15 protein-coding genes are annotated in these 13,077 nt (G+C 64.9%); 9 read left to right on the top strand and 6 right to left on the bottom strand.

Annotation, left to right across the window (positions count from 1 at the left end; translation table 11 throughout):
• Positions 1–156 precede the first annotated feature (156 nt).
• The 7 genes from L0B83_RS17250 (at position 157) to L0B83_RS17220 (ending at position 5,937) form a co-directional block, all read left to right on the top strand.
• Positions 157–1,053 carry a fumarylacetoacetate hydrolase family protein gene (locus L0B83_RS17250; RefSeq protein WP_234759782.1) on the top strand — a complete coding sequence of 299 codons (897 nt, stop codon included), beginning with the start codon at positions 157–159 and terminating at the stop codon, positions 1,051–1,053.
• Positions 1,054–1,997: 944 nt separating this feature from the next.
• Positions 1,998–3,311, top strand: a complete 1,314-nt coding sequence (locus L0B83_RS17245; RefSeq protein WP_234759781.1) for an ATP-binding protein — start codon at positions 1,998–2,000, stop codon at positions 3,309–3,311.
• 22 nt (positions 3,312–3,333) lie between these two features.
• Positions 3,334–3,960 carry a transmembrane-type terpene cyclase gene (locus L0B83_RS17240; protein ID WP_234759780.1) on the top strand — a complete coding sequence of 209 codons (627 nt, stop codon included), beginning with the start codon at positions 3,334–3,336 and terminating at the stop codon, positions 3,958–3,960.
• A 237-nt stretch (positions 3,961–4,197) separates the two neighbouring features.
• Positions 4,198–4,431, top strand: a complete 234-nt coding sequence (locus L0B83_RS17235; RefSeq protein ID WP_234759779.1) for a helix-turn-helix transcriptional regulator — start codon at positions 4,198–4,200, stop codon at positions 4,429–4,431.
• The gene (locus L0B83_RS17230) at positions 4,428–5,318 is read left to right on the top strand and encodes a type II toxin-antitoxin system HipA family toxin (protein ID WP_234759778.1); all 891 of its coding nucleotides are present in this window, start codon (positions 4,428–4,430) and stop codon (positions 5,316–5,318) included. Before L0B83_RS17235 ends, L0B83_RS17230 begins: the two co-directional genes overlap by 4 nt.
• A 48-nt stretch (positions 5,319–5,366) precedes the next feature.
• Positions 5,367–5,621 carry a hypothetical protein gene (locus L0B83_RS17225; RefSeq protein WP_234759777.1) on the top strand — a complete coding sequence of 85 codons (255 nt, stop codon included), beginning with the start codon at positions 5,367–5,369 and terminating at the stop codon, positions 5,619–5,621.
• Between the two features lie 169 nt (positions 5,622–5,790).
• Positions 5,791–5,937, top strand: coding sequence for a lmo0937 family membrane protein (locus L0B83_RS17220; RefSeq protein WP_234759776.1), 147 nt, complete (start codon positions 5,791–5,793; stop codon positions 5,935–5,937).
• Between the two features lie 110 nt (positions 5,938–6,047).
• Here the strand turns inward: L0B83_RS17220 and L0B83_RS17215 are convergent, their stop codons facing one another.
• Genes L0B83_RS17215 through gluQRS form a run of 3 tightly spaced genes read right to left on the bottom strand, consistent with a single transcriptional unit; the run spans position 6,048 to position 9,101 of the window.
• Positions 6,048–7,169, bottom strand: a complete 1,122-nt coding sequence (locus L0B83_RS17215) for a serine hydrolase domain-containing protein (RefSeq protein WP_234759775.1) — start codon at positions 7,167–7,169, stop codon at positions 6,048–6,050.
• A gap of 9 nt (positions 7,170–7,178) precedes the next feature.
• Positions 7,179–8,192 (bottom strand): NADP-dependent oxidoreductase, encoded by a 1,014-nt coding sequence (locus L0B83_RS17210; RefSeq protein ID WP_234759774.1) that lies wholly within the window; start codon positions 8,190–8,192, stop codon positions 7,179–7,181.
• On the bottom strand, positions 8,193–9,101 hold the full coding sequence (gene gluQRS / locus L0B83_RS17205; RefSeq protein ID WP_234759773.1) for a tRNA glutamyl-Q(34) synthetase GluQRS: 909 nt from the start codon (positions 9,099–9,101) through the stop codon (positions 8,193–8,195).
• 122 nt (positions 9,102–9,223) lie between these two features.
• Here gluQRS and L0B83_RS17200 point away from each other — a divergent pair, with 122 nt between their 5' ends.
• Complete coding sequence (locus L0B83_RS17200; protein ID WP_234759772.1) at positions 9,224–9,448, top strand: cold shock domain-containing protein; 225 nt, start codon at positions 9,224–9,226, stop codon at positions 9,446–9,448.
• A 347-nt stretch (positions 9,449–9,795) separates the two neighbouring features.
• Here L0B83_RS17200 and eda read toward each other — a convergent pair whose 3' ends face one another.
• Positions 9,796–10,431, bottom strand: a complete 636-nt coding sequence (gene eda, locus L0B83_RS17195) for a bifunctional 4-hydroxy-2-oxoglutarate aldolase/2-dehydro-3-deoxy-phosphogluconate aldolase (RefSeq protein WP_234759771.1) — start codon at positions 10,429–10,431, stop codon at positions 9,796–9,798.
• 32 nt (positions 10,432–10,463) lie between these two features.
• The gene (locus L0B83_RS17190) at positions 10,464–11,549 is read right to left on the bottom strand and encodes a Gfo/Idh/MocA family protein (protein WP_234759815.1); all 1,086 of its coding nucleotides are present in this window, start codon (positions 11,547–11,549) and stop codon (positions 10,464–10,466) included.
• A 164-nt stretch (positions 11,550–11,713) separates the two neighbouring features.
• On the opposite strand from L0B83_RS17190, the gene L0B83_RS17185 reads away from it, so the two are divergent.
• Positions 11,714–12,172: an Lrp/AsnC family transcriptional regulator gene (locus L0B83_RS17185; RefSeq protein WP_234759770.1), complete on the top strand. Its 459-nt coding sequence runs from the start codon at positions 11,714–11,716 to the stop codon at positions 12,170–12,172.
• Positions 12,173–12,226: 54 nt separating this feature from the next.
• Here L0B83_RS17185 and L0B83_RS17180 read toward each other — a convergent pair.
• A partial coding sequence (locus L0B83_RS17180) for an HNH endonuclease (protein ID WP_234759769.1) occupies positions 12,227–13,077 on the bottom strand: 851 nt, incomplete at its 5' end.

The raw sequence follows: 13,077 nt of genomic DNA, 5'->3' as shown, positions 1-13,077 counted from the left end.
CAGTACCAAGTGCCCGACGGCGGCGCCTGGGTTCCGTTTGCATGGAACCCAGGCGCCGCCGTCGGTGTTTGCGTAGTGGCTGGGTCACATTTCCGGATTATGGAGGACGACAGCAGACTAGAGTTCGGACGCCAGAGCCAAAGCACGGAGGAATACATGAACATGAAATTCGCCCGGCTGGGCACTCCCGGCAATGAAAAGCCGGTGGTCATCACCCAGGACGCCGGCCAGGCAGAAAAGTACTTCAGCCTTGTCCCGCTGACGAAGGACGTCAACGGAGAGTTCCTCGCGGCGGACGGCATCGCCCGCACCCGGGAAGCCCTTGCTGCCGGCGATCTTCCCCGGATTTCGGTCGAAGGCCTCCGGATCGGTTCGCCCATCGCCCGCCCCGGCAACGTTGTATGCATCGGCCTCAACTACACCGCACACGCGGCCGAGTCCGGAGCAACGCCGCCGGAAGCACCCGTGGTGTTCCTGAAGCCAAGCAACACGGTCAGTGGCCCGTTCGACGCGGCGCCCATCCCGCCGTCGTCGGAAAAGTACGACTGGGAGGTCGAACTCGGAATCGTCATCGCCCGGGAAGCGTCATACCTTTCAGGCACGGACGAGGCTGCGGAGTGCATTGCGGGCTATGTGGTGGCCAACGACCTCTCCGAGCGCGACTACCAACTGCCGGGTGCAGCTGGCCAATGGACCAAAGGCAAGTCCCTGCCGAAGTCCACGCCCCTTGGCCCGTGGCTGGTTCCGGCCGACCAGCTCGACGCCGGCAACCTCGGCCTGCGGACCTGGGTGAACGGCGAGATCCGCCAATCGTCCAACACCTCGGACATGATCTTCGATGTCCGCACCATCGTCCACCACCTCAGCCAGTTCATGGTCCTGGAGCCCGGCGATGTGATCCTCACGGGCACCCCGGAAGGCGTGGCACTGTCCGGTCGTTTCCCGTATATCCAGTCGGGCGACGTGGTGGAGCTCGAGGTCGATGGACTCGGCCGGCAGCGGCAGGAGTTCCACGAAGCCCGGACGGGTTCGCTCGCCGCGGCCGCGGGGTAGCCGCGTAAGCGGGGTAGCCGCGTAAGCGGGGTAGCCGCGTAAGCGGGGTAGCCGCGTAAGCGGGGTAGCCGCGTAAGCGGGGTAGCCGCGTAAGCGGGGTAGCCGCGTAAGCGGGGTAGCCGCGTAAGCGGGGTAGCCGCGTAAGCGGGGTAGCCGCGTAAGCGGGGTAGCCGCGTAAGCGGGGTAGCCGCGTAAGCGGGGTAGCCGCGTAAGCGGGGTAGCCGCGTAAGCGGGGTAGCCGCGTAAGCGGGGTAGCCGCGTAAGCGGGGTAGCCGCGTAAGCGGGGTAGCCGCGTAAGCGGGGTAGCCGCGTAAGCGGGGTAGCCGCGTAAGCGGGGTAGCCGCGTAAGCGGGGTAGCCGCGTAAGCGGGGTAGCCGCGTAAGCGGGGTAGCCGCGTAAGCGGGGTAGCCGCGTAAGCGGGGTAGCCGCGTAAGCGGGGTAGCCGCGTAAGCGGGGTAGCCGCGTAAGCGGGGTAGCCGCGTAAGCGGGGTAGCCGCGTAAGCGGGGTAGCCGCGTAAGCGGGGTAGCCGCGTAAGCGGGGTAGCCGCGTAAGCGGGGTAGCCGCGTAAGCGGGGTAGCCGCGTAAGCGGGGTAGCCGCGTAAGCGGGGTAGCCGCGTAAGCGGGGTAGCCGCGTAAGCGGGGTAGCCGCGTAAGCGGGGTAGCCGCGTAAGCGGGGTAGCCGCGTAAGCGGGGTAGCCGCGTAAGCGGGGTAGCCGCGTAAGCGGGGTAGCCGCGTAAGCGGGGTAGCCGCGTAAGCGGGGTAGCCGCGTAAGCGGGGTAGCCGCGTAAGCGGGGTAGCCGCGTAAGCGGGGTAGCCGCGTAAGCGGGGTAGCCGCGTAAGCGGGGTAGCCGCGTAACGCAACGCCCGCGCAACCCCCGCTCCCTCACCGGTTCGCCTATGCTCAACAGCAGGCAATCGATGGCGATCCAGCAAGGAGCGGGCATGAGCAATTGGCGCATCAGGGACTTCCATTCGTCCGACATGGACGGGATCCTCCATCTGTGGGAGTCGCTCAAGGCAGACAATGTCGATCCGGTCTATGCGCTCTCCGAGGTCCTCGCGTCGTGCGAGAAGGACCACGCCGTCGTGGCGGTGCAGGGCGATCAGGTGGTGGGTGCCGCCGTCGGACGCGCGGCTCATGACCAAGGCTGGATTGTGTTCCTGGCTACACTGCCCGAGTTCCGCGGACGCGGGATCGGCACCTCGCTGCTGGCCGCCGTCGAAAACCGGATGGCTCCGCTCGGCCTGAACAAGCTCTCGGCGCTCATGCCCGAGTCCGAGACCCGCGTCGAAGCGTTCCTGGGCCGCGGCTTCCAGCTCAAGCAAAACCTGCATTATTTTGAGCGGACCATCCCGGTGCAGCGCCAGGAGCTGGAGCCGTTGAGCCAGCTCGGCGGCCGCATCCTGGCCCGGGACCTGTGGGAGAACGTCGCCGGGATGCGGCGCGAGAAGGAACTGCTGGAGCGTCGCTTGGTTCTGCCCCTGGCCGAGGCCGACCTTGCCGATCAATTCGGCGTGGTGCCGCCGCGCGCCGTCGTGCTCTTCGGCCCTCCGGGGACCGGTAAGACGACCTTCGCGAAGGCGATCGCTTCCCGGCTCGAGTGGCCGTTCGTGGAGGTCTTCCCGTCCCGGCTTGCCTCGGATCCTAAGGGCCTGGCGGGCGCCCTGCGCGAGACGTTCCTGGAGATCGCCGAACTGGAGCACGCCGTCGTCTTCATCGACGAGGTGGAGGAGATCGCCGCCCAGCGGTCGGGCGAGCCGCCGTCGCCGCTGCAGGGCGTCACCAACGAGCTCCTCAAGATCATCCCGGCCTTCCGCGAACAGCCCGGCCGCCTCCTGGTGTGCGCCACGAACTTCATCCGCGCACTGGATTCGGCGTTCCTGCGCCACGGCCGCTTCGACTACGTCATACCGATCGGCCTGCCCGACGTCCACGCCCGCGAGGCCATGTGGCAGCGATTCATCCCGGCGAGCGTGGTGGACTCCGTGGATGTGGACTTGCTGGTCTCGCGCACGGAAGGCTTCTCGCCCGCGGATATTGAGTACGCGGCGCGAAGCGCCTCGCAGCGTGCCCTGGAGAAGGCAGTTTACGACGTCGGGGCGTCACCCTCCGGGGGCTCCGCACCGGCGTCGGATGCTCGGAAGGGGCCGGTCACCCAGGACTACCTCGACGCAATCGCCGACACCCGCACCACTGTCAGCGAGGAAGTGCACCAGGACTTCCTCGAAGACATCGACGTCCTGGGCCGAGTCTAAGGGCAACGCGGAAGGAAGAACCTTGAATCTGTTCCTGACGATCCTGAGTGGAGTCGCCTGGACCACCGTCTACGTCTGTGCGATCTTGGTCGGCTTCCGGGACAAGAGCTACGCGATCCCGGCGGCGGCCCTGGGCCTGAACATCGCGTGGGAGGTCATTTACGCGCTCCACTCGCTCAGCACGAGGCTCTCCGTGCAGGGCATCATCAACATTGCCTGGGCTTTGGCGGACATGGTGATCGTGTACACCTTCCTTCGCTTCGGCAGGCGGGAGCTCCCCGGCTTCGTTACGCGCCCGCTGTTCGTTGGATGGTCAGTCCTCCTGCTCCTTGCGTCCTTCACCGTGCAATGGCTCTTCATCGCCGAGTTCGATTGGGATCCGGCCTCAAAGTACGCGGCCTTCCTGCAGAATCTCCTCATGTCCGGCCTGTTCATCGCCATGTTCGTTGCCCGCCGCGGACTGCGGGGCCAATCCATGGTGATCGCGGTGGCGAAGTGGATCGGTACCCTGGCGCCGACCATCAGCTTCGGGATCCTGGGAAATTCGTTCTTCATCTTCGGCGTCGGAGCCCTGTGCAGCGTGTTCGACCTGACATACATCGGCCTGCTGTGGTGGGCCAAGCGGAACCCCGCCATTGTCCGCAGCTAGCCGAATTCGTGGGTGGTGGCCCCAAACCGGCGTGCCGGAGCGCAGCTGACGGCCCGCACCCACGATGTCGGCTGCGAGCCCGCCGGCACGAACGTACCGATTTCCCGCCTCGGGCACTTGATCCTCGCCCGTTCGAGGCGCAAAATGAAGAAACCGGCACGAACGTACCGATCACACTCACGGCTCGCGTATCCCCCGAAGCGCGCGCATGCTCTCCGGGCACGAGGAAGGATGGACATGTCCCCCAAGGAATTCACCGAGTCCCTCGGCGCCACGGTTCGCGCCCGCCGCGGCTCCCTCAGCCTGAGCCAGTCCGACCTCGCCGACCTCGCCGGCGTCTCGGAGCGGTTCGTGCGTTTCGTGGAGCAAGGGAAAACCACGGTCCAATTGGAACCCCTACTCGCCGTGCTTGGGACGCTGGGCCTCGAACTCGCAGTGCAGTCCGCGGGCAAGGCCTACAGCCAGCCATGACATTCCATCGCATCGCCGACGTGTACAAGCGAGGGATCCTGGCCGCCCGCATCGAGCGCCATGAAGGCGGCACCAAGTTCAGCTACCTGCCCCGGTACCTCGAATCGGGCCGTCCTGCCGTCGCCACGACGCTCCCGCTGACAACCGAAGCGGTCTTCACCCCGAGCGGCGCGGTTCCGCCATACTTCACCGGTCTCCTCCCGGAAGGCCGCCGCCTGAACTCCCTGCGCCGCGCGGTCAAGGCCAGCGCCGACGACGAGCTCGCCCTTCTCATGGGGGCGGGCGGGGATGCCGTGGGCGATGTCCAGACGGTTCCCCACGGCGAGCCGCCCACGGAGGGAGGGTCCGCCGTCGTGCTCGATTCGAAGCTGCCGCTCGACTTCGATGCGCTGCTTGGCGATTCAGGCCTCATCGATCCTGTGGCGTTGGCGGGAGTGCAGGACAAGTTGTCGGCGGGGATGATTTCGCTCCCGGTGGCGCAGGCAGGCAAGCGCTACATCCTCAAACTCAATGCCCCCGAATTCCCGTTCGTAGTGGAAAACGAGTTCCTGATGTTCCGCTTTGCGCGCAGGCTGCGGATCCCGGTGAGTTCCGTGCAGTTGGTGCACGACGTCGGCGGGCGGCCCGGGCTGCTCGTGGAGCGTTTCGATCGCCTCACCGGAGCGGATGCCGCGGCGGTGCGGCTCGCCGTCGAGGATGGCGCCCAGGTGCTCGGACTATATCCGGCCGATAAGTACAGCGTGCCGTTCGACGAAGTCTGCCTGGCTCTCGCGGCGCATTGTGCCGCACCTTTGCCGGCCTTGCGGAACTTGGCGATCCAGCTGGCTTTCGCTTGGCTCAGCGGCAACGGCGATCTCCATGCCAAGAACGTGTCCATGGTTCAGTAGCCGCAGGGCGAGTACACGATCGCCCCTGTCTACGACATCCCCTCCACAGTGGTCTACGGCGACAAGACGCTCGCGCTCGGCATTGGCGGCAAGAAGAGCGGTATCTCGAGGAAGCACTTCCTCGCTTGGGCCCGCAATCTGGGGCTGACGGAGCGCGCCGCGGAAGGAGTTTTGGGACTCGCGCTCAAGGCATCGGGTCCGCTCATCGCAGAGCTCGACGCCGGCGCCTCACCTTTAGGGCAGTCGCAGACGAGAAACTGGGCAAAGGAACTCAGGCACCGGCAGCGATTGATGAGCGGATAAGTTCCCCGACCGGGACTAGTGAAATGGAATTCAACTATCGCTTATTGCTTACCCGTTAACAGGAACCCGATCGTGGCATAAAGTGAGGGCACCAACGATATCTGCGCAGGTCGCAGACCTGCGGAGCGTGGAATCAGCATTTCCATTCGTAAACAAAAGGGAGACCGTCATGTTGCTTTGGATAGCCATCATTATCGCTGTTCTCTGGCTTCTCGGCTTTATTGGCAATATCGGCGGCGGGTTCATTCACCTGCTTTTGGTCATTGCCGTGATCGTCCTGATCTTCCACTTCCTACAAGGACGATCCCGCGTCTAACGCCAGGCTTTAGACGGGAGGGACGCGCCGCGGTCCTGCGCAATATGCAGAATCCCGGCCATTGATAGGCGGGCCATGCTGAAAGCGGCGCGTTACCCTTTCGATAATTCCTACTGCCCGGCTACTGCCTTCCGCACAGCGGTGCTCAATTCAAGGTTGCGGCAGCCGACACCGCCCGGCTCTGCCTGCTGCGGCACGTACCCGAAAGCGAGCTCATACACAGGGTCAGCAAACCCCAAAGATGCGCTGGCGCCGTCGTGACCGAACGCGCGGTAGCTGCCGTAGGGCGAGCGCGCATGCGATCTCATGAACACGGTTCCAAAGCAGCTGGTCTCTCCGGAGACCCTGTCGATACCAAAGACCTGCTCGGACGACACGGCCCGGATCGTCTCCTCGCTAAGGAGGGGAGCGACGGCGGGACGGCCGTCGTCTGCAGCAAGTCCGGTGAGTGCCGCGGCGTAAACGCGGGCCATGCCTTCGGCGCTGGCGACCCCGGCGGCGGAACTCAGGCCGGCGGCCCGCACCTCGCGGATGTTGGGCAGGTCAAGGATCTCGCCCGCCGTCGAGTTCACCGCGAGGCCGAAATGGCTCGCGGGATCAATCCAGGGAAGGGAAGGATCCAGGGCCCAGCGAAGGGTGGCGTAGCGCGGCTCCTCAGATTCAGGCAGCCCCAAGAAGAAATCGGCGCCCGTGACCAAACGAATGCGTTGTTCGTAGATTTCCTGGAGGGTGGATCCGGTGATCCTGCGGCAAAGCTCCTCCATGAAGACACCGATGGTCAGGGCGTGGTACCCGAACGCGGTTCCGGGTTTCCAGAGCGGTCGCATTTGCGCGAGTTTGGCGGCGGCCAGCTCGGAGTTGTTGTATTCCGCCAGGGTGAACCCGCCTTCGACCCCCAAGAGCCCGGCCTGGTGGGAGAGCAGTTGGGCCACGGTGATCGAGGCCTTTCCTTCGGCGCCGAACTCCGGCCAGTATTTGACCACCTCGGCGTCGAGGTCCAGGAAGCCGTCCTGGACCAGCAGCGCGATGACCAACCCGGATACCCCCTTGGAGCAGGAGAACACACCGGTGACGGAATCCGGGCGGCTGTGCGGTCCGCCGCTGATGTCCAATACCTTGACGCCGCGGTGGTAGGCCGCGAGCTGCGCTGAATATTGCGGGTCCTCGCTGAGGAAACGGCCGAAGAGTTCGGCTACCGGTTCGAATCCAGGGGCAATCGTCTGTGCATCCACCCGCACAGCCTAGCCGCGGGCATCCATGGTCACCACGATTTTGCCCTTGGCGCGTCCCTGCTCCAGCGCGGCGAAGGCGTCGGCGATCTTTTCGAGCGGATAGCTGCTGTCCACCACGGGTTGCAGTTTCCCGTCGGAAACCAGGCGCGACAGGAATTTCAGGTCCTCGCCGCTGGGGTGCATGAACAGGTAACGGTATTTGACGTTCGCTTCCCTGGCACGGCTCCGGATGCCGAAGCTTGCAGCCCAGAACAGAGCGGTGATCCATGGCGGGGCAGCAAGGTCTTTCAAGGCCGTCTGCGGTTCGGGCATCCCGGCGATGCTGACCACTTTCGAGCCCGGCTTGAGGATCTTGAATGTCTGGTCCAGCGTCTCGCCGCCCACGAGGTCCAGCGCGGCGTCGAAGCCGCTGAGTGCTTCGGCCAGGTTTTCCTTCGTATAGTCGACGACGGCGTCAGCCCCGAGCCGCCGCACCAGCCCTTCCCCACGGGGAGATGCAGTCGTGGTCACCTCGGCGCCAAAGTACTTGGCCAGCTGGATCGCGAGTGTTCCCACTCCTCCAGCGCCTCCGGAGATGAACAGTTTGGTGCCGGGCCTGACCTTGAGCTCATCGCGCAATGCTTGCAACGCAGTCAGGCCCGCCAAGGGAAGGCTCGCGGCCTCGGTGTAGCTGAGCGAGCGTGGCATGAGGGCCACGAGGTCCTCATGGACGGCCGCGTGTTCGGCAAAGGCGCCCAGCAGGGTCTTGTCCACGCGGGCGAACACCCGGTCTCCCGTGGAGAAGCGGGTGACGTCCGGGCCAACAGCTTCCACGATCCCGGCCAGTTCGCTTCCGGCCACCAATGGCAGCCTCGGCCTGGTGATCACCCGCACCGCTCCCTCGCGCTGCTTATAGTCCACGGGGTTGAGCCCTGCGGCAAACACCCTGACCAGGACCTCACCAGGACCGGCAACCGGTTTGGGAACCTCCTGCAGCTCCATTGCGTCGGCGCCGCCGTAGCGGGTCAGCACATAGGCGAGCACTTAGGCCCCTTTCCGAAGGGTTGATTGCTGAATGCCGTTCCAGATCCAAGGCCCGCGTGGCAAGTGGGCCGGATCAAATCTACCCAAGGCCTCGCCGAGCGGCCCTCCCGGCAACCCGAGTGATTCCAGGATCACGTCCCGCACCTTGCCGGCGGAGAACCCGACGGCGGCAAGCTCGCCGAGCGTCACCGCACCGTCGCGCTTGGCCAGCCTGGCGCCGTCGCGATTCAGCACCAGGGGGACGTGGGCATATTCCGGGATAGGCAGGCCCAACAGGGAGGCCAGATAGGCCTGGCGGGGTGTGGAAGACAGGAGATCGTCTCCGCGGACCACCTGGTCCACGCCTTGCTTCGCGTCATCGACCACTACGGCCAAATTGTAGGCAGTGACGCCGTCGTTCCGCCGGAGCACAAAGTCGTCCACGACGCCTGTGTAAGAGCCGTGCAACCGGTCCTCCACAGTCCATTCGCGCGTTTCCGAGCGGAGCCGGATGGCAGCCGGCCGGGACGCCCGGCGGATCTCAAGCTCCGCCGTCGACAGGTTCCTGCACGTCCCCGGGTAGGCGCCTTGCGGGGCGTGCGGGGCGGACGGTGCGTCCTGGATCTCGCGCCGGGTGCAAAAGCATTCGTAGGTCAGCCCGGCATCGGTCAGGCGCTCGATGGCCGCTGTATATAGCGCGGTACGGCCCGTTTGGCGCACGATGTCGCCGTCCCAAGTCACGCCGATGGCTTCCAGGTCGCGGAGCTGGACTTCCTCGGCTCCGGCCCGCGCACGGTCGAGGTCCTCCACGCGCAGCAGGAAGTCGCGGCCCGTGGAACGCGCGAAGAGCCATGCGAGGATTGCGGTGCGCAGGTTGCCCACATGGAGTTCGCCGGAGGGGCTCGGTGCGAAACGGCCAGCGGAAGTCATGGCACAAGACTATGCGCCGCCGCGCGTCCCTGCAGGATCCAGCAGACCTCGTTGGCCTTAACCGCACCTGGGACTTTACTTATGGAATTACATACTTTTAGTTTCCAAAGAAAGGATCAACGTTGAGCTCAGCTCGAGTCACGGCGACCGTTTCCTTCTGGAAAGCCGAGGAAGGTTGGGGGGAACTTGTTCTTCCTGATGGGAAGAAATGCTTTGGACATTTCTCGGTCATCCAGCAATCGGGCGGGTACAGGGCGCTCGAAGCCGGCGATCCGGTGGAGCTCGAGCGGACGGCCGTCGCTCAAGACGAGTACGACTATGTCGCCGTGTGGATTCAGCCTCTCTGAGCACAACCTCTTTGAGCACAACCCGGGCAGCACAAGAGCCCCTCAGCTACCGCAACGCGTTCGGTGGCTCAGGGGCTCTTATGGTGGTGCCGGCCGCCCTTCATGGCGACGCCGGCGGGTGCGGAAAGACAATGCTGTGAACAAGAGTCATTCAGCGGCTGCGTCCTTGCGGGACGGTATTTCGGGTGGCCGGGTGGTGTACCGGGGAATCCTTAGCCTGCGGGTTCCGGCGGTAGCCTTTCCCCTTGTTGCCACAATTTGAGCAGGAACACTGCAGCTGGCGCAACGGACTCAGGCGTGACTAGTCAATCTGACCAATTGCTCAGCAGGAGACGAACAGCGAATGGTCACTTTGCCGATTGGACCCTGGAGGTTGCTTCCTCGGCCAGCCTGCTGATCCGATTCCAGTCTTTGGCTGCGATGGCGTCTGCCGGGGTGAGCCAACTGCCGCCCACGCAGGCCACGTTGGGCAGTTTGAGGTAGTCCGGTGCCGTGGCCTGGGTGACCCCGCCGGTGGGGCAGAACTGAACGTGTGGGATCGGTGCGCCAATGGCGGCCAGGTAGGAAGGTCCGCCCGCAGGCCCTGCGGGGAAGAATTTCATGGCGTCCAGCCCGGCTTCCATGACCGCCATGACCTCCCCCGCGGTGGCGACCCCCGGGAGCACCGGGACATCCAGCGACAGCATCGAGGTGAGCAGGGCGGGGGTGAAGCCGGGACTGACCAGGAATTGCGCTCCGGCCTGCACGGCCGCTTCGGCTTGGCCCGGGGTGAGGATGGTGCCTGCGCCCGCCAGGATCTCCGGCACTTCCTCGGCAATGAGTTTCAGTGTTGTGAGCGCGGAATCGGTCCGAAGCGTGAGTTCAATGATCCTCACGCCGCCAGCCACCAGTGCGCGGGCCAGCGGTACGGCGTTCTCGGGATCGTCGATGGTCACCACCGGAATGACCGGCGAGATGCGCAGGACCCCTGATGCGTCAGCCATGGTTGATCTCCTTTCGCAGGCTCAAGAGCCCGTCATCTGGCGGGCGTAAGAACTCTTGCCGCCAACTGCGCCTTCACGCTGATTTCTGCTGCTTTGAGGGCGTGCTCCTGCGTCATGGCGTTTTCCGTGCGGTCCAAGCAGTCGCGTACAAAAGCCCCGAAGAACGGGTAGCCCACCCGGCCGGTTGCATTGATATGCTGTTCGCCCTCGCGGTTGACCAGGAACACATGGCCGCCGCCCTCGTCGGTGCCGATGTTGATGTACTTACGGAGTTCGATGTAGCCGTCCGTGCCGAGAATGATCGTTCGGCCATCGCCCCACGTTCGCAGGCCGTGAGGCGTGAACCAGTCGACCCGCACGAACCCGGTGGTGCAGTTGTCCATCACGATTTGAGCATTCCCAAAGTCCTCGAACTCCGGGTACTCAGGATGCGCATAGTTCGCCACGGAGGCGCTGACGACCTCCGCGTCTGAAGCCCCGGTGAAGTAGAGCATCTGTTCGAAATTGTGGCTACCGATATCGCAGAGAATGCCGCCGAACTTATCACGTTCATAGAACCAGTCAGGACGCGTATCCAAGCCGCCGATGCGGTGTGGTCCGAGGCCGATTACTTCAAGCACCTTGCCGATGGCGCCGCGCTCAATTAATTGTCCGGCCAGAACCGCGGCCTCAACGTGAAGCCGCTCTGAGTAGTACACGGCATACTTGCGGCCGGTGCTGGCACATGCCGCACGGACGGCCTCAAGTTGCTCGAGGGTGGTCAGCGGCGTTTTGTCGGTGAAATAGTCTTTGCCGGCAGCCATTACCCGGAGACCCAGATCCGCACGTTCGGAGGGTACCGCTGCACCGGCCACCAACCGCACCTCGGGATCCTCGAGTACCTCCGCTTCGCTGGAAGCGGCCATGGCTTGGGGAAACTTTTGCCTGAAGGCCTCAACCTTGGCTTGATCGGGGTCAAAGACCCATTTAAGCGTGGCTCCGGCTCCGATCAACCCCTCGCTCATTCCGTAGATGTGGCCGTGGTCCAGACATACCGCCGCGAACACGAATTCGCCTGGCCCGACTACCGGCTGCGGCATAGGAGCAGGTGCATAATTCGCGCCTTCTGATGCAGTCATCACTACCCTCTCTCTTTGGACAAGCGTTCCAGCGCGATAGTAGTCCTCGTCGGCGGAAAGCGGCAGGGTCACAGTGGTCCTCGGCAGCAATTGTCCGGAAGAATGGGGATCGGCTGGTCATTTTGACCAGCCGATCTTCGACGACTAGGCAGAAGGTGGCCGTCATGCAGGAACTGGACTCAACGGACAAGCGGATCCTTGCAGCGCTCGACGACGACCCCCGGGTGCCGATCATGGTCCTCGCCCAGCGCTTGGGCTTGGCGCGCGGAACGGTCCAGTCGCGCCTTGAGCGCATGTCGGCGTCGGGCGCTTTGCGTCCGCACAGCAGCCGCGTGCTGCCCTCCGCCCTGGGCCGCGGCGTCGCGGCCGCGGTGAGCGCGGAGTTGGATCAGAGCCGGCTGAATGAGGCGATCGCCGCCCTGCGCGACATTCCCGAAGTGCTCGAATGCCACGCGCCGGCTGGCGATACCGACCTCATCATCCGCGTGGTTGCCACGAGCCCCGACGACCTGTACAGGGTGTCCGAAGAGATCCGGCTGTGCCCGGGCATCGTGCGGACCTCCACCAGCATGTTCCTGCGCGAGGTCATTCCTTACCGGACGACGGGGTTGCTGCGGGCCTGATTTTGGCGAGGCGCGCGTGATAAATGCGCCGAACGGCAGGAACAGCAGACGCACCTAGGCAGGCTTACGCAGGTCCGGATGGCGCCCCCAGTACTGCCGGTGGCTCCAGTAGTACAGGTCCACGGTTTCCGGTGCCGGGCCGCCGGGTGGGCCGCCGTTCAGGGGTATACCTAGTGTTTCGGGTGTACCGGGCAGTCCGGATGTTCCGGGTAGTCCAGGCGTTCCGGGCAGGGAAGGGGCCGTGGAGCGGTAGTGGTGTCCTGTGGGGGTGCGGATCTCGAGGACGTGCGGTGTGGCGGGGTGGGTTTGTGCTGTGCTGGTTTTTGTTGGGCGGGTTTGTGTTGTCCAGCCGGGGAGTTCTTTGGTGTGGTTGCAGGCTTCGCACAGGCCTGCCCCGTTGGCCAGGCTGGTGGCGCCGCCTTGGTGCCAGGGGATGATGTGGTCGAAATGCCGGATGGGCGCGTCGCAGTAGGGGGTGCGGCAGGTGTCGTCCCGGGCCTGGATGAAGCGCCGCATCCCGGGCGGGAAAAACCGTGCCCTTGAGTCCGCTGCGAGGAGTTCCCCGGTTTTTGGGGCAGTGAAGAGGCGCCGGAGCCAGACCATGAAATCCTGCTCCCCACCGTGCTGGCCGGGTTCGTCCGGTCCTGTCTGGTCTGGACCTGACCGGCCTGGCTGGTGTGGCTGGTCTTCACCCGGTCGACTTGGCTGGTATGCCTGGTCCGGTCCTGCGCGGCGTTGTCTTGGCTGGGGCTGGCCGGATTCGGTCTGACCGGGCTCTGTCCGGCTGGGCCGGGTGTCTGCGTTACCGGGGTTCCCGGCCAGCAGCTTCCTGGCCCACGCGGCCGGGACGATCCCGTACCCGGCGAGCCGGGCCGGTTCGCTGTCTGCCTGGAGGAGGGTGCGGT

Origin of the sequence: Arthrobacter alkaliphilus (assembly GCF_021483235.1) — a bacterium.
GTDB classification, from domain to species: Bacteria; Actinomycetota; Actinomycetes; order Actinomycetales; family Micrococcaceae; genus Arthrobacter; species Arthrobacter alkaliphilus.
The sequence above is the reverse complement of the archived record's forward strand: the minus strand, read 5'-3'. Positions and strand labels throughout refer to the sequence as shown.

What these genes read in the sequence shown, in the direction of transcription:
- L0B83_RS17250 (WP_234759782.1), top strand. Translation starts at nt 157, where the DNA reads ATGAACATGAAATTCGCCCGGCTGGGCACTCCCGGCAATGAAAAGCCG.
- L0B83_RS17245 (WP_234759781.1), top strand. Translation starts at nt 1,998, where the DNA reads ATGAGCAATTGGCGCATCAGGGACTTCCATTCGTCCGACATGGACGGG.
- L0B83_RS17235 (WP_234759779.1), top strand. Translation starts at nt 4,198, where the DNA reads ATGTCCCCCAAGGAATTCACCGAGTCCCTCGGCGCCACGGTTCGCGCC.
- L0B83_RS17230 (WP_234759778.1), top strand. Translation starts at nt 4,428, where the DNA reads ATGACATTCCATCGCATCGCCGACGTGTACAAGCGAGGGATCCTGGCC.
- L0B83_RS17220 (WP_234759776.1), top strand. Translation starts at nt 5,791, where the DNA reads ATGTTGCTTTGGATAGCCATCATTATCGCTGTTCTCTGGCTTCTCGGC.
- gluQRS (WP_234759773.1), bottom strand. Translation starts at nt 9,101, where the DNA reads ATGACTTCCGCTGGCCGTTTCGCACCGAGCCCCTCCGGCGAACTCCAT.
- eda (WP_234759771.1), bottom strand. Translation starts at nt 10,431, where the DNA reads ATGGCTGACGCATCAGGGGTCCTGCGCATCTCGCCGGTCATTCCGGTG.
- L0B83_RS17190 (WP_234759815.1), bottom strand. Translation starts at nt 11,549, where the DNA reads ATGACTGCATCAGAAGGCGCGAATTATGCACCTGCTCCTATGCCGCAG.
- L0B83_RS17185 (WP_234759770.1), top strand. Translation starts at nt 11,714, where the DNA reads ATGCAGGAACTGGACTCAACGGACAAGCGGATCCTTGCAGCGCTCGAC.